Raw genomic sequence first — 18,784 nt, 5'->3', positions numbered from 1 at the left:
AGGCGGGGGTCACCAGCGGCCGTGCACGTGCTCGCGGATGCGCTCGTCGTAGACGCGCTCGAGCCCCGCGAGAGTCTTGACGTCGAGCGGCGCGAGCTCCGCCGCGGCGGCGTTGTTCCGGGCCTGCTCGGGGCGGCTCGCGCCCGGGATCACCATGGAGACGCCGGGCTGGTCGATGATCCAGCGCAGCGCGAGCTGCGCCGTCGTCGCGCCCTCGGGCGTGAACCGGGCGACCTCGCGCGCGGCCTCGACGCCGACCTCGTACGGCACGCCCGCGAACGTCTCGCCGACGTCGAACGCGGCGCCCTGCCGGTTGTAGTTCCGGTGGTCGTCCTCGCCGAACGTCGTCGACTCGTCGTACCTCCCCGTGAGCAGGCCGCTCGCGAGCGGGACGCGCGCGAGGATGCCCACGCCCGCCTCGAGCGCCGCGGGCAGCACGGCCTCGAGCGGCTTGCGACGGAAGACGTTGAGGATGATCTGCACGCTCGCGACGTTCGGCCGCGCGATCGCCGTCAGCGCCTCGTCGACCGTCTCGACGCTCACGCCGTACGCCGCCATGCGGCCCTCGGCGACCATCGTGTCGAGCGCGTCGTAGACCTCGTCGCGCGAGTAGACCTCGGTCGGCGGGCAGTGCAGCTGGACGAGGTCGATCGTGTCGACGCCGAGGTTCTCGCGCGACCGGTCGTTCCAGGCACGGAACGCGTCGAGCGTGTACGCGTCGGCGACGTGCGGGTTCGCGCGGCGGCCCATCTTCGTGGCGACCGTGAGGCCGGCGTCGGGCCGGCGGCGCAGCAGCTCCCCTACGAGGCGCTCCGAGCGGCCGTCGCCGTAGACGTCGGCGGTGTCGAGCAGCGTCACGCCCGCGTCGACGGCGGTCTCGAGGATGGCGAGCGCCTGCTCCTCGCTCACCTCGCCCCAGTCCGCACCGAGCTGCCAGCAGCCGAGGCCGACCACGCCGACCTCACGTCCCGTCCGTCCGAGCACACGCTTCTCCATGGCCGTGACGCTACCGTGGGCGCGGGCGCCGCTCCTGCCGGACGATCGCCCCACCAGCACGGACACACCCCGGAGGCACCGTGGCCCACCCGCGGAGGTACGACGAGGCGGACCCGCTGCTCGACCGGGTCCGCGCACTGTGCGCGGCGCTGCCCGAGAGCACCGAGAAGGAGGCGTGGGGCCGCCCGACGTTCCGCGCCCCGAAGATCTACGCGGTCTACGGCAGCGGCGCCGCCGCGGGCCACGCCGAGCACCCGACCGCACTGATCTTCACGCCCGACGACGACGAGCGCCCGGCGCTGGTCGAGGACGACCGGTTCTGGTCGCCGCCCTACTACGGGCCGTCGGGCTGGCTCGCGCTCGACCTCGGCGAGGACACCGACTGGGACGAGGTCGGCGAGCTGCTCGCGTCGTCCTACCGGCAGCACGCGCCGCGACGCCTCGTGGCGCGGCTCGACGCCGAGCGCAGCGGGCAGGCCGGGGCATGACCCTGCGCGAGGTCACCGTCAGCCGCGTCGTCGCGGCGCCGGCCGACGTCGTGTGGGGCGTCGTCACGGACGTCCGCAACCACGCACGCTGGATCCCGCTCACGCGCGTCGACGTCGAGCCGGGCCCGCCCGACGCAGCGCCCGCGTCCCGCATCGGCGAGCGCTTCGTCGGCGTCACCGGCCCGACGGCGACCCGCGGGGGACGCGGCATGGCGGACGCCATGGTCGTCGAGCGGTTCGACCCGCCCGTCCCGGCGCGCGGCCGCGAGCCGGCGCGCGAGGGCGTCGCCGTCTACCGCAAGCAGGGGCCGGTGCTGCTCGGGGACGCCGAGGTGCGCGTCCGGCCGCTCGGGCCGCGCCACTGCACGGTGACGTGGGTCGAGCGGGTCCACGTGCGCGGACTCCCCCGGCCGGTCGGATCGGCCCTCGTCGCCGCGACGATGGCGGGCATGCTCCGCCTCGTCCTGCACCGCGTCGCCACCGAGGTCGCGGGCGACCACCCGGCCGTCGCCGACACCACTGCTCCCTGACCCACGCGTCCCTGGCGGGACCCAAGGCCGGGAGGTGGAGCACGGCGCGCAACGAATCGCCGTCGGGCGTGGTCAGCGCGCAACGCTTCGTGCGTCGGCGCGCAGCGTCGTGAACCGGTCCGCGCGGGTGCCCGGTCCTACGCTCGTGGACGAGGCCGGCGCCGCTGCCGGGCCGCTGATCCAGCTGGACCGCCGACCGCAGCGAGGACCCCATGAGCGCCACCCACTCCACCCGTACCGCCACCCCGCGTCACTTCCTCATGTGCCGACCGGAGCACTTCACGGTCAGCTACGAGATCAACCCGTGGATGGACAAGACCCGCCTCACCGACAGCGCCCTCGCCGTCGCGCAGTGGGAGACCCTCTACAAGACCTACCTCGCCTGGGGCCACACCGTCGACCTCATCGACCCCGTCCCGGGCCTGCCGGACATGGTGTTCGCCGCCAACGGCGCGACGGTCGTCGACGGCCTCGTCTACTCCGCCCTGTTCCGTTACCCCGAGCGCGCCCCCGAGGGCCCCCTCTACGAGAAGTGGTTCGCCGACCACGGCTACATGACCCAGACGGCCACCGAGGTCAACGAGGGCGAGGGCGACATCCTGCTCGTCGGCGACACCTTCCTCGCCGGCACGGGCTTCCGCACCGACACCGCCTCGCACGGCGAGCTCGCCCGCCTCACGGGCCGCGAGGTCGTCACGCTCGAGCTCGTCGACCCGCGGTTCTACCACCTGGACACCGCGCTCACCGTGCTCGACAGCCGCCCCGGCCACGAGCTCGTCGCCTACTACCCGCCGGCGTTCTCCGAGGCCTCGCAGGCCGTGCTCGCCGAGCGCTACCCCGACGCCGTCATGGCGACCGAGGCCGACGCCGTCGCCCTCGGCCTCAACGCGGTCTCCGACGGCCTGCACGTGGTCGTCGCGCCCGCGGCCGTCGACCTCCAGGCGGCGCTCACCGAGCGCGGGTTCGAGGTGCACCCGGTCGCGACGACCGAGCTGCTCAAGGGCGGCGGCGGCGCGAAGTGCTGCACGCTCGAGATCCGCGCCTGAGGCCCGCCATGACCGCCCCCGCGCTCACGAGCCACCTCGCCGCGAACTACCACCCGCTCCCCGTCGTCCTCGCCTCGGGCGAGGGCTCGTGGATGACCGACGTCGCCGGCACGCGCTACCTCGACCTCCTCGCGGGGTACTCGGCGCTCAACTTCGGCCACCGCCACCCGGCGCTCGTCGCGGCCGCGCACGCGCAGCTCGACCGGCTCACGCTCACGTCCCGCGCGTTCGACCACGACCTGCTCGAGGCGTTCGCCAACCGGCTCGCGCGGCTCGTCGGCATGGACCTCGTCCTGCCGATGAACACGGGCGCCGAGGCGGTCGAGACCGCCATCAAGGCCGCCCGCAAGTGGGGCTACGACGTCAAGGGTGTCGCCCCCGAGCAGGCCACGATCGTCGTCGCCGACGGCAACTTCCACGGCCGCACGACGACGATCATCTCGTTCTCCACCGACGACGACGCCCGGCGCGGGTTCGGCCCGTACACGCCCGGCTTCCGCGTCGTCCCCTACGGCGACGCGGCGGCGCTCGCCGAGGCGGTCGACGAGACGACGGTCGCCGTCCTGCTCGAGCCGATCCAGGGCGAGGGCGGCGTCATCATCCCGCCCGCCGACTACCTGCCGGCCGTCCGCGCGCTGTGCGACGAGCGGGACGTGCTGCTCGTACTCGACGAGATCCAGTCCGGCCTCGGCCGCACGGGCACCACGCTCGCGGCCGACCTCGTGGGCGTGCGCCCCGACCTCGTCACGCTCGGCAAGGCGCTCGGCGGCGGCATCGTGCCGGTCTCGGCCGTCGTCGGGCGGCACGACGTGCTCGGCGTGCTCACGGCCGGGACGCACGGCTCGACGTTCGGCGGGAACCCGCTCGCGTGCGCCGTCGGGCTCGCGGTCGTGGCGCAGCTCGAGACAGGCGAGCACCAGCGGCGCGCGGCCGAGCTCGGCACGCACCTCCGCGCGCGGCTCGACGCCCTCGTGGCCGACGGCTCGCTCGTGGCGACGCGCACGGCCGGGCTGTGGGCGGGCATCGACCTCGCGCCCGAGCGCGGCACCGGCCGCGCGCTGAGCGAGCGCCTGCTCGCGCGGCGCGTCCTCGTCAAGGACACGCACGGCCAGACGGTGCGCCTCGCGCCGCCGCTGACCATCGCGCAGGACGACCTCGACTGGGGGCTCGACCAGCTGGTCGACGCGCTGCACTGAGCCGCAGCCGCCCCCACGCACGACGACGCCCGGCCCCACGAGGGAGCCGGGCGTCGGCGTGTCAGTGAAGGGCGCTGGCTGGTCGCTCAGCCGCCGATCTTGTCGTCGGCAGCCTGCTGCGCCTGGTCGATCTTGTCGCCGTGGCCGCCGGCCTTCTGCTCGGCGGCGTCGCCGGCCTTCTCGATCCCTGCGTCGCTGGCCTTCTCGGTCATGTCCTCAATGCCCATCGGACCCCCTCGTGCCCTCGGCTCCGGCGGGCCTCCCCCGCCTCCCGTCCAGTGAACGTCGCGCGTCGCGGCCCCGCATCTCGAACGGCCGGACCGGCGTCGGGCATGCTGTCGGGGTGCGGAGCGACGGGACCGGGACGGGCGGCGAGGCGGTCCTGGACCGCATCGACGCCGCGATCCTCGACCACCTCGCCCACGACGCGCGCGCGAGCTTCGCGACCATCGGGGCACGCGTGAACCTGTCCGCGCCGGCCGTGAAGCGCCGCGTCGACCGGCTGCGCGAGCGCGGCGTCATCGACGGCTTCACGGTGCGCCTGGACCCCGCGGCGCTCGGCTGGGCGACCGAGGCGCACGTCGAGGTCTTCTGCGCGGGCCGCACGAGCCCCGCGACCATGCGCGCGGCGTTCGAGCGCTACCCCGAGGTCATCGCGGCGAGCACCGTGACCGGCGAGGCGGACGCCGTCGTGCACGTGCGCGCGCACAGCGTGCGGCACCTCGACGAGGTGGTCGAGCGGATCGCGGCCGAGCCCTTCGTGGAGCGCACGCGCTCGACCGTCGTGCTCACGCCGCTGGTGCGCCGGCCGGACGTGCCCCGCGCCTAGGTGTACTCGGCCAAGAGGTTGGTGACGGGGTCTTGATGTGAGGGAGGACCTCCGGCGTAGTGGAGATGTCTCGTCTTCACGCTTCCGGAGGTCCTCGTGCCCCACGCTAACGCGCGGTTGAATGCCTATGGCAGGTGGTTGCTGGTCCAGCGGATCAGGGTGCAAGGTCGCCCGGTCGCGCACGTCGCCCGTGAGTTGGGCGTGTCTCGTCAGTGCGCGCACCGGTGGGTCGCCCGGTTCGACGCTGAGGGGCGCGCCGGCCTGGTCGACCGGTCGTCGCGTCCGCGGCGCCTGGTCAGGGCAACGGCGCCAGAGCAGGTCCAGGCAGTGCTCACCGCGCGCTCGACGGCTCGGTGTGGGCCGGACGAGGTCGCCCGGCTCACCGGTGTTCCAGCACGCACGGTCTCCCGGATCCTGCGCCGCGCGGGAGTCCCGTACTTGTGGCAGTGCGACCCGCTCACCGGTGAGCAGATCCGCGCCTCGAAGGTCACCGCGGTCCGCTACGAGCACGACCGGCCCGGGGACCTGGTGCACATCGACGTCAAGAAGATCGGCCGCATCCCCGACGGTGGTGGATGGAAGTCCCGCGGCCGTGCGGCCGGGTCGAGTGCCCGCAGGCGCAACACGAGAGTCGGGTTCGACTACGTCCACGCTGCCGTCGATGACCACTCCCGCCTGGCCTACTCCGAGATCCTGCCCGACGAGAAGGCCGCGACCTGCGCCGAGTTCACCGCCCGCGCTCTGGCTCACTTCGCCACCCTCGGCGCACCGGTGCGCGCGATCTTGACCGACAACCACTGGTCCTTCGCCCACTCAGGCCAGCTGCGCCTGGTCCTGGCGGCCGCTGGCACCGAGCACTGGTTCATCAAGCCCCACTGCCCCTGGCAGAACGGCAAGGTCGAGCGCTTCAACCGCACCCTGGCCACCGAGTGGGCCTATCGGCGCCCCTACGTGTCCAACGACGAGCGCACCGCGGCCTTCACAACCTGGCTCGAGCACTACAACACTGGCCGGCACCACCACGCCGTCGGCGCCGCCCCGATCACCCGACTGTCACCAACGTGACGGCCGAGTACACCTAGGGCGTCGGCGCGCGCAGGGTGAGGACCTCGGCGCCGTCGTCGGTGATCGCGATCGTGTGCTCGCTGTGGGCCGTCCGGCAGCCCGACGCGCTGCGGAGCGTCCAGCCGTCGGGGTCGGTGACCAGCCGGTCGGTGTCCGCCATGACCCACGGCTCGAGCGCGAGCAGCAGCCCGGGGCGCAGGCGGTAGCCGCGGCCGGGGCGGCCGGCGTTGGGGACGTGCGGGTCCTGGTGCATGGTCGAGCCGACGCCGTGGCCGCCGAACTCGGTGTTGACGCGGTAGCCGGCGGACCGCAGCACCTCGCCGATCGCGTGGGACAGGTCCCCGACGCGCGCGCCCGGCCCGGCTGCGGCGATGCCCGCCGCGAGCGCGCGCTCGGTCGCGTCGATGAGCGCGGCGGCCTCGGGGTCCGGCGACTCCCCCACGACGAAGCTCACCGCGGAGTCCGCGACGACGCCGTCGAGGGAGACCGCGAGGTCGAGGGTGAGCAGGTCGCCGTCGGCGAGAGCGCGGTCGTGCGGGAGCCCGTGCAGGACGGCGTCGTCGACCGACGTGCAGATGTAGTGCCCGAAGGGCCCGCGCCCGAACGACGGCGCGTAGTCGACGTAGCAGGAGACGGCGCCCGCCTCGAGGATCATCGTGCGCGCCCAGTCGTCGACGTCGAGCAGGGTGGTGCCCGCCGCGCAGCGCTCGCGCAGGGTCTGGAGGATGCGCGCGACGAGCGCACCCGCGGCACGGGCCCGCGGCAGCTCCGACGGGCTGAGGATCTCGATCACGGCACTCCGGTCTGGCTCGACGACGATCCCGGTAAGAGTATCCCGGTACTACTATCGGTGCATGGTCCGCCTTCCCCTCACCCCCGCCGAGATCGAGCGCGGCCGGCGCCTCGGCGCGCTGCTGCGCGAGGCGCGCGGATCGCGGTCGATGCTCACGACCGCGCTCGACGCGGGCCTCTCGCCCGAGACGCTGCGCAAGATCGAGTCCGGGCGCGTCGCGACGCCCGCGTTCTCGACCGTCGCGGCGCTCGCGGCGGTGCTCGGCCTCTCGCTGGACGCGCTGTGGGCCGAGGTGTCGCGACCCGACGACCTCGTGTCCCGGGACGCGCGTGCTGGCGAGGACGCCCACCTGGTCCCCTGACGGCCGGCTCCCGCGGAGGCTTCGGACCGCCATGCGTGCCGAACCCTCCGGCGCAGCACGCACCCGTGGCGCCGGCGCTCAGCCCGGGCGACGGCCCAGCGGGTCGTGCGAGCCGTTCTCGCGCTCCTCGCACCGGCGCGTCACGACCATGACCGGGCACGCGGCGTGGTGCAGCACGGCCTGGCTGGTCGAGCCGAGCAGGAGGCCGGCGAACCCGCCGCGGCCGCGCGAGCCGACGACGACGAGGTCGACCGCCGTGGAGAACTCGGTGAGGAGCGCCGCGCCCGTGCCGTCGAGCACGTGGCGCCGCACCTGGACCCCGGGGTGCTTCGCCACCGCGCGGTCGACGACGACGTCGAGCCCCTCGGCCGCGTCGCGCAGGATCGCCTCGTGGTCCACGGCGGCCGGGAGCCACGCGAGGATCCCTGCGCCGGTCCCCACCGGGACGCCGGCGACGGCGGTGAGCTCCGCGCCCCACGTCTCGGCCTCGCGGATCGCGTGCTCGAGGGCGACCTCGGCCGCGGGCGAGCCGTCGACCCCGACGACGATGCGGCGCACGCGCGGCGGCTCCGCGGCCCGCTCGTCCTCGTCGTGCTGGTGCAGCGGCACGACGACGGTCGGGCAGTGCGCGTGCGCGGGCAGCGCGGACGAGACCGTGCCGAGCAGGCGCTCGGCGAAGCCGCCGCGCCCGCGCGTGCCGACGACGACGGTGGCCGCCCCGCGCGAGAGGTCGACGAGCACGGCCGCGGCGTCGCCCGTCGCGACCGCGGACGTCACCCGGACCCCCGTGGCCCGCACGCGCTCCGTCGCCTCGTCCAGGACGGCGCGCGCGCCCGCGGCGATCGCGGTGTCGTCGAGCGCCGCGTAGCCGCCGTCGAGCGCGGCCGCCGTGAAGGACGGCACCGCGTAGGAGCAGACCAGGTGCATGCCGTACCCGTGGCGACGGGCGTGCTCCGCCGCCCAGTCGGCCGCGTGCAGGCTCGCGGGAGAGCCGTCGACGCCGACCAGCACCACGTCGTCGTGGCTCATGTCCGCCTCCCCGGGTCGATGCGGCTGACACCCTCAGTCTGCCCGCACCGGGGCGCGCCCGGGCGACGTCGGGCACGCGTGTTGGCCGGCGACCTCACACGGCGAGGTAGGCCGTCCAGGACGGGTGGGGCCGGACGGCGGCGGCGATGAGCGCGCAGCTCGCGCGCGGGACGCTCGGCGTCACGAGCAGCTGCCAGCCGATCTCCGACAGCAACCGGTCCGCCTTGCGGTGGTTGCAGCGGGCGCACGCGGCCACGACGTTGGTCCACTCGTGCCGCCCGCCGCGCGACCGCGGGTGCACGTGGTCGACCGTGTCCGCCGTCGCGGCGCAGTACGCGCAGCGGTGGCCGTCGCGCTGCAGGACCGTGCGGCGCGTCGGGGGCACGGCGCTCCGGTACGGCACGTGCACGTAGCGCGTGAGGCACAGCACCTGCGGCGCGGGCAGCGTGAGCCGCTCGGAGCGCAGCAGCGCCGCGTCCTCCTCGAGCACGACCGCCTTGCCGCTGAGCACGAGCGTGACCGCGCGGTGGACGCTCACGACGCACAGGGGCTCGCGGCTCGCGTTGAGCAGGAGCACGCGGCGCAGCGTGGCGACCGCGGGACGCGGCCCCTCGGCGGGCGGCTCGGCCGTGCGGGCGGGGTGGCCGGGGTGGGGGGCATCGGTGGGGCGGTGGTGCGGCCGCGCGGCCACACCCCCGCGGACGGTCGCGGTGTCTTGGCGCACGGCGTTCTCCCTGACCAGTGCGGTCGAGCCCGGCTGGCTGCCGGGCTCGGCTGGTGGAGCAGCGCTGTCAGACTACGCGGCGCCGTGGCGCGGACGCAGGTGAGTCGCCGCGGGGCGCGCCGGACGGGCGGCACGGCGCCCGCCCGGCGTCGGGCTCAGGTGAGCCGACGCAGCAGCCGCACGTCGACGACGTCGCCCGCCGCGCCCTTGCCGATCGCGCGGCACAGGGCGGCGCGCAGCGGGAGCCAGTGCGGCCCCTCCCCCGACGGCATGAGCGTCGCCGCGAACGGGTGCCCGTCGAGCAGGCCCTCGACCTTGACCGCACGCCGCGTGCCGAGCAGCGCGGCCGAGCCCGGCACCGTGAGGTAGGTCGCGAAGGCGCCGTCCTTCTCGATCGGCGCGCTGAAGCGCGCGTCCAGCGCCGACGGGTCGGGCGCGAGGACCTCGCGCAGCCGCGCGGCGAACGGCACCGGCTCCTCGAGGAAGCCCAGGTGGTCGCCCGGGAAGAGGGTGGGCGACGTCCCGAGGGCGGCCGCGAGCGCGCGCGACGCCCGGTCGCACAGCTGACCCGCCGACGCCTCCCCGATGCCGACGACGACCCGTGACCCGAGCGCACGCAGCCGCTCGACGTCCGGGCGCCACTGCGACGTCCCGTGCAGCATGTGCTCGAACTGGTACCGCTCGTCCGCCAGCGCGCCCGCCGGTCGGTCCGGCGACGCCATCGCGTCGACGACCTCGGGCGGGAGCTCGATCGCCGCCGCCTCGAGGAAGGCCTGCCACGCACCCCGGACGTCGCCGGCGAGGTAGGCGTCGCGCATCGCGTCCGTCCGCCGGGCCAGGTCCTCGCGGTCCGGCAGCAGCTGCTGGAGCGGCGGCTCGTGGGCGACGACCGTGCCGACGAGCTCGGGGTGGGCCTGGGCGAGGGCGAGCACGGTGACGGCTCCGCCGCTCGACCCGAGCAGGTGGGCGGGCCCGCGGTCCAGGTGCCGCAGGAGCAGCGCGAGGTCCGCGGCGCGGTCCTCTGGCGTCGTGTCCCGCTCCGGGTCGTCGACGGTGCTGCGGTGGATGCCCCGCGGGTCGGTGGTCAGCACCGTGTGGTCGGTCGCGAGGAGGTCGGCGAGCGGCGCCATGCTGTCCGCGTCCATCGGCGCCGCGACGAGCGCGACGAGCGGGCCGTCGCCCCGGAGCTCGTGGTGGAGCGTCGCGCCCGGGACGCGGAGCACGCCGGTGCGCGGCGGGGCGGGGGTGCCCGTCGCGGCGGTGAGGCCGGGCCCGGCGGCGGAGCCGGTCGGTGCGGTGGTGCCGGTGGGTGCGGCGGTCGAGGTGCTCACGGGGGCCTCCGGGGGCGTGGTCGTCTGTCGTCGGTGTCGAGGTGGAGACTGTGCGGATGACGTCGACTCATCGATCGGTGGGCACCCGATGACGGCGACCTCCGCGCCGACGGACCTCGAGCGCGCGCGCGAGGGCGACGACGCCGCCTTCACGCGGCTCGTCGCCCCGCTCCGCCGCGAGCTGCACGCGCACTGCTACCGCATGCTCGGCTCGACGCACGACGCCGACGACGCCCTCCAGGAGGCGCTCGTCCGCGCGTGGCGGGCCATCGCGCGGTTCGAGGGTCGCAGCTCGCTGCGGAGCTGGCTCTACACCGTGAGCACGCGCACGTGCCTCGACCTCGTGGCCCAGCGCGGCCGCCGCGCGATGCCCGTGGACCTCGGTCCCGCGAGCGACGCGGCCGTGCTCGGCGACACCCCCGCAGCCGACGTCGCCTGGCTCGGGCCGTACCCGGACGCGGGCCTGCCCGCGGGGCGCGCGACGCCCGAGGCGCGCTACGAGCAGCGCGAGGCGGTCGAGCTCGCCTTCGTGGCCGCGCTCCAGCACCTGCCCGGCAACCAGCGCGCGGCGCTCCTGCTGTTCGAGGTGCTCGGCTTCTCCGCGGCCGAGATCGCCGAGGTCATGGTCACGTCGGTCGCGTCCGTCACGAGCGCGCTGCAGCGGGCGCGCGGCACCATGGCGCGCCTGGCGCCGGACCGCGACGCCCCGCGCGCGTCGGCGGACGAGCACCGCGAGGTCGTCGCGCGCTTCTCGGCGGCGATGGAGGCGGGTGACGCCGACGCGCTCGTCGCGCTCCTCACCGAGGACGTCACGTGGTCGATGCCGCCCCTGCCGCGCTGGTACCGCGGCCTGGCGGCCGTCACGGACTTCGCCGTCCGCGTCCCCCTGACCTCGTGCGGCTCCTGGCGCCACCTGCCGACCGCGGCGAACGCCCAGCCCGCCGTCGCGAGCTACCGGTGGGACGAGGGCGCGCAGGCGCACACGCTGTGGTCCGTCAACGTGCTGACCGTGCGGGACGGGCGCGTCAGCGACGTCGCGTCGTTCCTCGACCCCGCGCTCGCGGGGCCGTTCCGGCTCCCGCCCTCGCTCCCCTGAGCCCACCCTCCGGCGGCCGCGCCGGGCCGCGCCCGGGCCGGCAGGCCCCGGCACGACGACGGCCCCCCACCGTGAGGTGAGGGGCCGTCCAGGAGGTCCGGGCGCCGTTGCCCGGCCGCCAGAGGTCCAGCCGGTGACGCAGGCTCAGCCGGTGACGCGGATGAAGATCGGGTTGCTCTGCCAGATGTCGCGGAACTGGATCGTCTTGCCCGGGCGGGGCGAGTCGATCTGCTGGTTGCCGCCCGCGTAGATGCCCACGTGGCCCGGGGACCAGATGAGGTCGCCCGGCTGCGCGTCGGCGCGCGAGACCTCGACGCCGTCGTACCGCTGGTCGGCCGAGCTGCGCGAGAGCGTGATCCCGAGCTGCGCGTAGACGTAGGACGTGAAGCCCGAGCAGTCGAAGCCGTCGGGCGTCGTGCCGCCGGAGACGTACGGGACGCCCACGTAGCGGGCCGCGATCTCGAGCACCGCGTTGCCGGACACCGACTGCGGGACGGCGGCGGCCGCGGGGGCCTCGGCCGCCTCGGCGACGGGCGCGCGCTCGGTCGACGCCGACCGGGCGGTGCTCGCGACGACGGGCTCGGGCTCCGGCTCGGGCTCGGGCTCGGGGTTCGGGGTGACCGTGATCGCCGGGGCGTCGAAGCCCCACGCGGCGTCGGTCGGGACGCTGACGACGGGGGACGTCGCGAGCGCGGCGCGGGTGTCCGCCGTGAGCGCGGTGACGTCGACGGCCGGGACGCTGCTCGGGCCCTCGGCGGGCGCGGCGGCGGCGGAGGCCGGGAGCGTCATGCTCATGACGAGGCCACCGGACGCGGCGACGACGGCGGAGCGGCGGCCGACGGTGGCGAGGCTGCCCGTGGCAGCGGTCGCGAGGTCGTCGAGCGGGGTCACGGGACGGCGCGCGGCGCGATGCCGGGCGCGCTGGGGGGTCTCAGACACGCGGTACCTCTCCGACGCCTACGAGGTGAGCTGTCGGGTTCGGGTGGGAGATCACCCGGCCTCGATCGGACCGCCCGGACCAGGTCCGGACAGCTCTCACGCGGCTTCACCCCGAGGGCCGTGCCGGATCGCTCCGGCCGTGCCCGAGAAAACGGTGGTTCCCCCGCTCCTGCCAGCGAGTTCTGCGGACCACGGACGGTGGCAGGACTAGGCGTTCCGTCCGAGGGCGCCACGAGGAGGGATCGTGGAGCGAGACCGAAGGTACCTGCCGCGACCCGCGATTGTCACGTTCTGGTCACGGCCCGGACGTGTGCGGTATCCCACACGTCCGGTCCCTTGCCGTGCGGCCCGGCCGGGACCGGGAGCACGGACCGCTCAGGCGGGCGCGACCACGAAGACGTGCCGGGCGACGTCGTCGGGCAGGTCGAGCACGATGTCCGCGCCCGGCGCCCCGACCGTGACGATGCCCTGCCCGCGCTCGACCGTGATCTCCGCGCCGGGCAGGACGCCCGCGCTCGACAGGCGCTCGAGCAGGTCGGTGTCCGTCTGCAGCGGCTCGCCGAGCCGGCCCACGACGGCGCGCACGGTGACGTCCGCGGGCGTGCCGTCGGCCACGGAGGCGGCCCGGGCGTAGGCGATGAGCGAGACGACGCCGTCGAGGAACCCCTCGACGTGGCCGTCCTCGCCCAGCTCGGCCAGGCCCGGGATGGGGTTGCCGTACGGCGAGTGGTGCGGGTGGTCGAGCAGCTCGACGAGGCGGCGCTCGACGCGGTCGCTCATGACGTGCTCCCAGCGGCAGGCCTCGTCGTGGACGAAGGACCACTCGAGGCCGATGACATCGGTGAGCAGGCGCTCGGCGAGGCGGTGCTTGCGCATGACGCGCGTGGCCTTGAGGTGTCCGGCCTCGGTGAGCTCGAGGTGACGGTCACCGCTGACGACGACCAGGCCGTCGCGCTCCATGCGCGCGACCGTCTGCGAGACCGTGGGACCGGAGTGGCCGAGGCGCTCGGCGATGCGCGCGCGCAGGGGGACGATCCCCTCCTCCGCGAGCTCGTAGATGGTCCGCAGGTACATCTCGGTGGTGTCGATCAGGTCGCTCACGCGGGCTGCTCTCCTCGGTCGGCCGTCGGCCCCAAGGTTACGTGCTGGCGGAAGGGTCCCGGGCGGCGGTCCGCGCGGTCCAGATGGCGGTCTCACCCCCGCCCCCGACGCTCGTCCCGGGGGCCGTGGGGGTGGCGCCGCCTAAGGTTGGGCGCGTGACCGACGAGACCCGGATCGAGCTCCCCGCGCACCTGCTCCCGGCCGACGGTCGCTTCGGGTCCGGGCCGTCGAAGGTCCGCGCGGCGCAGGTCGACGCACTCGCGGCGGTCGGTCGGACGCTGCTCGGCACGTCCCACCGCCAGGCGCCCGTGCGCGGGCTCGTCCGGCGGGTGCGGGAGGGCCTCGCCGAGCTCCTCGGCCTGCCCGAGGGCTACGAGATCGCGCTCGGCAACGGCGGGTCGACGGCGTTCTGGGACGTCGCGACGTTCTGCCTCGTCGCCGAGCGCGCCCAGCTCTGCTCCTACGGCGAGTTCGGCGCGAGCTTCGCGACGGCGGTCGGGCGCGCACCGTTCCTCGGCGACCCGGTGCTGCGCACCGCGCCGGCAGGCTCGCTCGTGCGCCCGGAGCCGCAGGCGGGCGTCGACACCTACGCGTGGCCGCAGAACGAGACGTCGACGGGCGTCGCGGCCCCGGTCGAGCGGCCCGCGGGCGTCGACGACGGCGCGCTCGTCCTCGTCGACGCCACGTCGGCGGCGGGCGGGCTCGCGGTCGACGTCGCGCAGACGGACGTCTACTACTTCGCGCCGCAGAAGAGCTTCGCCGCCGACGGCGGCCTGTGGCTCGCCGCGCTCTCGCCCGCGGCCGTGGAGCGCGCGGCGCGGCTCGAGGGCGAGCGCTGGGTGCCGCGGTTCCTCTCCCTCACCACGGCCGTCGAGAACTCGCGCCAGGACCAGACGCTCAACACGCCCGCGATCGCGACGCTCGTGCTGCTCGCCGAGCAGCTCGACTGGATGCTCGGCCACGGCGGTCTCGCGTGGGCCGCGGCGCGCACCGCCGAGTCGTCCGGCCACCTCTACGGCTGGGCGGAGGAGCGCGCGTGGGCGACGCCGTTCGTGGCCGACCCGGCCGCGCGCAGCGCTGTCGTCGGGACGATCGACCTCGACGCGGCGGTCGACGCGGCCGCGGTGTGCCGCGTACTGCGTCGCCACGGGGTCGTCGACGTCGAGCCGTACCGCAAGCTCGGGCGCAACCAGGTGCGCGTCGCGATGTTCCCCGCGGTCGACCCGGCCGACGTCCAGGCGCTCACGGCGTGCGTCGACCACGTCGTCGAGCGCCTCGCATGAGCCAGCCACGGGCCGGCGCACGGACCGATGCGGGCGGTGGCGCCGCCGTGCCCGCGCGCTTCGTCCGCGACCGCCTGACCCTCACGCTCTACGCGCCCTTCATCACGTGGGGCTGGTTCCTCTACGGGTTCTCCCCCGCCGTGCCGCTCATCGCGGAGGAGCAGGGCATCTCGCGCGGCCAGGCCGGGCTGCACGGCACCGCGATGGCCCTCGGCACCATCGCCACTGGGCTCGTGAGCTCCCGGGTCGCCCAGCGGTTCGGCCGCAAGGCCCAGGCCCTCGTGGGCGGCGTCGTGCTCTGCGTGGGCGTGGCGCTCCTGCTCGCCGGCAGCACCCTGCCCGCGACGCTGCTCGCGTGCTTCGTGACCTCGGTCGGCGGCAACCTCACCATCTCGGCCGCGCAGCCCGCGCTGTCCGTGCACAACGGGCCCTCCGGGCCGGCCGCCGTGACCGAGGCCAACGCGATGGGCGCGATGGTCGGCCTGCTCGCGCCGCTCGCGCTGGGCGCCGCGGTCGGCAGCGGTCTCGGCTGGCGGCCCGCGGTGGCGCTCGTCGTCGTGCTGGCCGTGGTCGCGGCGGTGGTCCTGCTGCCGATCCGCGGCGACGGCGCCCTGGGACGGGGCGCCGTGACCCGGTCCGTCCCGGTCGCCGAGGGGCCGTCCGACCGGTCGGACCGGTCCTTCTCGCGCACGTTCTGGTTCTTCTGGGCCGCGCTCCTGGCCGGCGTCGCGATCGAGTTCGGCACGACCTTCTGGGCGTCCGAGCTCATCGTCCAGCGCACGGGCGCGCCGGCCTCCCTCGCGGCGGCGAGCATCTCCGCGCTCGTCGGCGGCATGACGCTCTCACGCCTCGTCGTCGGGCCGCTCTCGACGCGCAAGGCGCCGGAGAAGCTGCTGCTCATCGGCTACGGCCTCGCGGGCGCGGGCTGGCTCGTGTTCTGGCTCGCGACGACGCCGTGGCTCGCCATCGTCGGTCTCGTCGTCGCCGGGCTCGGGTACGGCACGCACTACCCGCTCGCGGTCTCGCTCACGCTGCGCGCCTCGGACGGCCGGCCCGACGACGCCCAGGCCCGCGCCTCGGTCGGCACGGGGGCCGCGGTCGCCGTCGCGCCGTTCCTGCTCGGCTCGCTCGCCGACGTGTTCGGCGCGCACCAGGCGTTCCTGCTCATCCCGGTGCTCGTGCTGGTGGGCGCCGTCGCCGTCGCGCTCGGCCTGCGCTCGGTCCACCAGGCGGCCCGCACCCCCACGGCCTGACGGCGCCGCCGCCCCTCCGGAGCGGACGCACGGAGGCCGCCCGACGTCGTCGGGCGGCCTCCGGTGAGGCGGGCCGGGGCCCGCGCCGTCAGGCGGTGGCGGCGGAGCGGCGACGCGTCACGAGGACGGCGGCAAGGCCGAGGCCCACGAGGGCCGCAGCCCCGGCGATCAGCGGCGTCGTCTCCGAGCCGGTGCCGCTCAGCGACGAGGCGAGGACGCTCGAGCACCCGACGCCCGACGGGTGCTCGACCGTCACGGCGCTTGTCGGGTTGACCGCGAACACGATCTCGAGAGAGCGGTCCGCCCAGGCGCCCGAGGGCCAGTCGACCGCTCCGCTGAGCGGCAGGCCGGTCTGCACGACGTCCGGGCCGGTCGGGTTCACCCAGGTGAGGGTGAGGGTGGTCGACGACGTCCCGGTGGGCGTCGCGACGTACTCCAGCCGCGGCGTACCGGTGCCGGTGCAGGTGGGCGTCGCCTCGACCGTGAGGCCGCAGACGCCCTGGGCCCAGTAGCCACCGTCGTCGGTGCAGCCGTTCGCCACGGATGCGGTGGCGGAGCCGGCGACGCCGACACCGCCGATCAGGGCGAGCAGGAGAACTGCCGCCGTGCGCCAGAATCGCTTCATCTCGTCTTCCCCTTCTCTCCGACCGCCCGGATGGGGTGGATCGGGCAAATCGGACAACTCGGTCAAGTGTCTCATCGGCCGGCGCGTGTGTCGCGCGGCGAACGGGTGACTGTGGACGGGCCGGCCCCCTCAGCCGGCGTCGGGGGATCGGGTCAGCTCTCGCAGGTCGTGGCCGGCACGGTGCCCGCCTCCTCCAGCCCGGGGGTGCGCCAGGCGCCCAGACCCGTCGCGCCCGCGGGCAGCTCGACGGTCACCTCGTAGCGGACCGAGGCGCCTGGGGCGAGGGTCGCGGTGAGCACGGCGACGTCGCGTCCCGCCTCCGTGCCGCGGAGCCCGCCGACCGCGGCGCCGTCGCTCCGGATCTCGGCGACGCGGCCGCCGACCGGGCTGTAGAACGTCAGGTTCGTGCGGGTGACCCCGGTCGGCGTGCCGCCGAGGCCGTTCGTGGACATGTAGGACGGCAGCGCCGCCAGCTCGGCCGGGTCGGCCGGGACGGTCGAGGCGAGGTCGACGACGAGGACCGCCCGCGCACCCTGCCCCGGGACGGGGTCGGCGCACGCGACGGCGACCTCGGCGCCGAGGAAGTAGTCGAGCTTGGTCCCCGTGCCGTCGTCGAGGAAGACGCCGGCCTGGTCGGCCGCCGCCGGGTCGAAGAACGAGCCGCCGAGGGGCGAGGGCGCGAGGCGCTCCTGCTCCTCGGCGTGCGCCGACCACAGCGCGACCCGGCGCTCGGCCACGGACCGCCCGAGGGCGTCGACGAGCCCGGCCGGGGAGCCGGGCACGGTGACGAGCGCGTCGAAGATGCCAGCGGCGGACGCCGCGAAGAACGCGTCCGTGGCGTCCGGGTCGGGGTAGCGCGCGTACGCGTCGTGCAGCAGCGTCCGGACGACGCCGTCGGCCTCGAGGACCGTGCCGTCGGGCGCGGTGACGGGGCCGGTGACGTCGAGCAGGTGGGCGAGCGCGACGGGCTCGACCGCGAGCACGCCGTCGACGGGCGCCCCGCCCCCGGCCTCCCACACCTCGACCGCGAGCTCTGCGGCCCGCGGGAAGTCGGGCGTCATCGTGACGTTCTGCATGATGCTGCCGAGGCGGTCGCCGTGGACGGCGAGCTCCTCCGCGCCGAGCGCGGGCGGCGCGTCGAGGCGCGGGAGCGTGCGGCTCGCCAGGCGCTCGCCCAGGGTGAGGCGGCCGTCGACCGCGTGGAGCACCGCGACCGACCCGACGATGCCGCCGCCGCTGCGCAGCTCCGCCGGGTTGAGCACGAGGACGAGGTACGTCCGCGGTCCGTCCGCGCCGAGCATCGGCGGGAGCAGGGCGACCGCGTCGTCCACGCGGTCGAGCAGGAGCGCGGCCTCCGCGAGCGGGCCCCGCGCCTGCGCGACGGCGGTCGCGAGCGGCGGCACGAGGCCGTCGGTGGGGATGCCCGCGACGAGCGCGTCCGCGCGGGCGGCGGCGTCGGCCGCGGCCGCGACGGCCGGCTGCGCCCCGACGACCGGCGCGAGGGGCACGGCGCCGTCGACCGGCACGAGGTCACGCGGGCCGACCGCGCCGGCGGCGTCGGCGAGCGCGGGCACGACCTCGCTCGCGACGACGTCGAGCGCGGCGGACACGTCGCGCACCGCGTCGAGCTGCGTCCCGAGCCACGGGAGGGCCGACGCCGCGCGCCACACCGGGTCGCGCGTCGCGGCGAGCGCGGTGGCCGCGTGCTCCTGAAGCTCGGGGAGACGGGCGGACGCCGCGTCGACGTCGCCGTCACGCAGGGCGTCCCCGACCGCGTCCACGCCGGGCACGGCGGCACGCAGCGCGTGGACCACCTGCACGCCGCGCACGGCGAGCCAGCCCGCCGCGACGAGGACGAGCACCCCGACGACGACGAGGGCCCGGCGCACGGTCCGGGCCCTCCCACCGCGCCGGTGACGGCCGCGTGCGGTCCGCGCGGCCAGGGCGTCCGGCTCCTCGGGGACGTCGGCGGGAGGGTCGGCAGGCGCGTCGGAGGCCGGCGCGAGAGCGCCGTGCGCGTCGACGTCGACCGGGCTGACCATGCGTCCAGGGTCCCATATCGGACATGTCGGGCACGGTCGAACCGGGAGATTTCACCC

The 18,784-nt window shown here is 75.8% G+C and carries 20 protein-coding genes and 1 riboswitch; of the genes, 10 read left to right on the top strand and 10 right to left on the bottom strand.

Features of this window, described 5'->3' with window-relative positions; all coding sequences use genetic code 11:
• Positions 1-9: 9 nt before the first annotated feature.
• Complete coding sequence (locus JIG38_RS05895; protein ID WP_199422828.1) at positions 10-996, bottom strand: aldo/keto reductase; 987 nt, start codon at positions 994-996, stop codon at positions 10-12.
• An 80-nt stretch (positions 997-1,076) separates the two neighbouring features.
• Here JIG38_RS05895 and JIG38_RS05890 point away from each other — a divergent pair, with 80 nt between their 5' ends.
• The 4 genes from JIG38_RS05890 to rocD all read left to right on the top strand — a co-directional run bounded on the left by JIG38_RS05890 (position 1,077) and on the right by rocD (position 4,256).
• The gene (locus JIG38_RS05890) at positions 1,077-1,484 is read left to right on the top strand and encodes an MmcQ/YjbR family DNA-binding protein (RefSeq protein ID WP_199422827.1); all 408 of its coding nucleotides are present in this window, start codon (positions 1,077-1,079) and stop codon (positions 1,482-1,484) included.
• Positions 1,481-2,014 (top strand): SRPBCC family protein, encoded by a 534-nt coding sequence (locus JIG38_RS05885; RefSeq protein WP_199422826.1) that lies wholly within the window; start codon positions 1,481-1,483, stop codon positions 2,012-2,014. Before JIG38_RS05890 ends, JIG38_RS05885 begins: the two co-directional genes overlap by 4 nt.
• A gap of 212 nt (positions 2,015-2,226) precedes the next feature.
• Positions 2,227-3,060 carry a dimethylargininase gene (gene ddaH, locus JIG38_RS05880; protein WP_199422825.1) on the top strand — a complete coding sequence of 278 codons (834 nt, stop codon included), beginning with the start codon at positions 2,227-2,229 and terminating at the stop codon, positions 3,058-3,060.
• 8 nt (positions 3,061-3,068) lie between these two features.
• Positions 3,069-4,256 carry an ornithine--oxo-acid transaminase gene (gene rocD, locus JIG38_RS05875; RefSeq protein WP_199422824.1) on the top strand — a complete coding sequence of 396 codons (1,188 nt, stop codon included), beginning with the start codon at positions 3,069-3,071 and terminating at the stop codon, positions 4,254-4,256.
• An 86-nt stretch (positions 4,257-4,342) separates the two neighbouring features.
• Here rocD and JIG38_RS05870 read toward each other — a convergent pair whose 3' ends face one another.
• Positions 4,343-4,483 carry an Rv0909 family putative TA system antitoxin gene (locus JIG38_RS05870; protein ID WP_199422823.1) on the bottom strand — a complete coding sequence of 47 codons (141 nt, stop codon included), beginning with the start codon at positions 4,481-4,483 and terminating at the stop codon, positions 4,343-4,345.
• Positions 4,484-4,599: 116 nt separating this feature from the next.
• Here JIG38_RS05870 and JIG38_RS05865 point away from each other — a divergent pair, with 116 nt between their 5' ends.
• Positions 4,600-5,085, top strand: coding sequence for an Lrp/AsnC family transcriptional regulator (locus JIG38_RS05865; RefSeq protein ID WP_372419843.1), 486 nt, complete (start codon positions 4,600-4,602; stop codon positions 5,083-5,085).
• 96 nt (positions 5,086-5,181) lie between these two features.
• A complete protein-coding gene (locus tag JIG38_RS05860) occupies positions 5,182-6,150 on the top strand; it encodes an IS481 family transposase (protein ID WP_199422822.1) in 969 nt (322 codons plus the stop codon).
• Positions 6,151-6,163: 13 nt separating this feature from the next.
• On the opposite strand, the gene map is transcribed toward JIG38_RS05860, so the two are convergent.
• Positions 6,164-6,943 carry a type I methionyl aminopeptidase gene (gene map, locus JIG38_RS05855; protein ID WP_199422821.1) on the bottom strand — a complete coding sequence of 260 codons (780 nt, stop codon included), beginning with the start codon at positions 6,941-6,943 and terminating at the stop codon, positions 6,164-6,166.
• Between the two features lie 61 nt (positions 6,944-7,004).
• Between map and JIG38_RS05850 the strand changes: the two genes are divergently transcribed.
• The gene (locus tag JIG38_RS05850; protein WP_199422820.1) at positions 7,005-7,304 is read left to right on the top strand and encodes a helix-turn-helix domain-containing protein; all 300 of its coding nucleotides are present in this window, start codon (positions 7,005-7,007) and stop codon (positions 7,302-7,304) included.
• Between the two features lie 78 nt (positions 7,305-7,382).
• On the opposite strand, the gene JIG38_RS05845 is transcribed toward JIG38_RS05850, so the two are convergent.
• The 3 genes from JIG38_RS05845 to JIG38_RS20930 all read right to left on the bottom strand — a co-directional run bounded on the left by JIG38_RS05845 (position 7,383) and on the right by JIG38_RS20930 (position 10,388).
• Positions 7,383-8,333 (bottom strand): universal stress protein, encoded by a 951-nt coding sequence (locus JIG38_RS05845; RefSeq protein ID WP_199422819.1) that lies wholly within the window; start codon positions 8,331-8,333, stop codon positions 7,383-7,385.
• Positions 8,334-8,427: 94 nt separating this feature from the next.
• On the bottom strand, positions 8,428-9,057 hold the full coding sequence (locus tag JIG38_RS05840; RefSeq protein WP_307844623.1) for an HNH endonuclease: 630 nt from the start codon (positions 9,055-9,057) through the stop codon (positions 8,428-8,430).
• Positions 9,058-9,212: 155 nt separating this feature from the next.
• A complete protein-coding gene (locus tag JIG38_RS20930; protein ID WP_307844622.1) occupies positions 9,213-10,388 on the bottom strand; it encodes an alpha/beta fold hydrolase in 1,176 nt (391 codons plus the stop codon).
• Positions 10,389-10,476: 88 nt separating this feature from the next.
• Between JIG38_RS20930 and JIG38_RS05825 the strand changes: the two genes are divergently transcribed.
• Complete coding sequence (locus tag JIG38_RS05825) at positions 10,477-11,484, top strand: sigma-70 family RNA polymerase sigma factor (protein WP_199422818.1); 1,008 nt, start codon at positions 10,477-10,479, stop codon at positions 11,482-11,484.
• A gap of 144 nt (positions 11,485-11,628) precedes the next feature.
• Here JIG38_RS05825 and JIG38_RS05820 read toward each other — a convergent pair whose 3' ends face one another.
• On the bottom strand, positions 11,629-12,423 hold the full coding sequence (locus tag JIG38_RS05820) for a C40 family peptidase (protein ID WP_199422817.1): 795 nt from the start codon (positions 12,421-12,423) through the stop codon (positions 11,629-11,631).
• 2 nt (positions 12,424-12,425) lie between these two features.
• A riboswitch (cyclic di-AMP (ydaO/yuaA leader) is annotated at positions 12,426-12,620 on the bottom strand.
• A 178-nt stretch (positions 12,621-12,798) separates the two neighbouring features.
• Positions 12,799-13,524 (bottom strand): iron-dependent transcriptional repressor DtxR, encoded by a 726-nt coding sequence (locus tag JIG38_RS05815; RefSeq protein ID WP_199422816.1) that lies wholly within the window; start codon positions 13,522-13,524, stop codon positions 12,799-12,801.
• A gap of 155 nt (positions 13,525-13,679) precedes the next feature.
• On the opposite strand from JIG38_RS05815, the gene serC reads away from it, so the two are divergent.
• The gene (gene serC / locus JIG38_RS05810; protein ID WP_307844620.1) at positions 13,680-14,807 is read left to right on the top strand and encodes a phosphoserine transaminase; all 1,128 of its coding nucleotides are present in this window, start codon (positions 13,680-13,682) and stop codon (positions 14,805-14,807) included.
• Complete coding sequence (locus tag JIG38_RS05805; RefSeq protein WP_199422814.1) at positions 14,804-16,060, top strand: MFS transporter; 1,257 nt, start codon at positions 14,804-14,806, stop codon at positions 16,058-16,060. The genes serC and JIG38_RS05805 overlap by 4 nt, the downstream gene beginning before the upstream one ends.
• An 88-nt stretch (positions 16,061-16,148) precedes the next feature.
• Here the strand turns inward: JIG38_RS05805 and JIG38_RS05800 are convergent, their stop codons facing one another.
• Both JIG38_RS05800 and JIG38_RS05795 read right to left on the bottom strand, forming a co-directional pair.
• Positions 16,149-16,685: a hypothetical protein gene (locus JIG38_RS05800; RefSeq protein WP_199422813.1), complete on the bottom strand. Its 537-nt coding sequence runs from the start codon at positions 16,683-16,685 to the stop codon at positions 16,149-16,151.
• Between the two features lie 152 nt (positions 16,686-16,837).
• Complete coding sequence (locus JIG38_RS05795; protein ID WP_199422812.1) at positions 16,838-18,727, bottom strand: DUF4012 domain-containing protein; 1,890 nt, start codon at positions 18,725-18,727, stop codon at positions 16,838-16,840.
• Between the last annotated feature and the right edge of the window lie 57 nt (positions 18,728-18,784).

This window comes from Actinotalea solisilvae, from assembly GCF_016464425.1.
GTDB lineage: Bacteria > Actinomycetota > Actinomycetes > Actinomycetales > Cellulomonadaceae > Actinotalea > Actinotalea solisilvae.
Note: the sequence above shows the minus strand (reverse complement) of the source record. Positions and strands in the feature narration are given on the sequence as shown.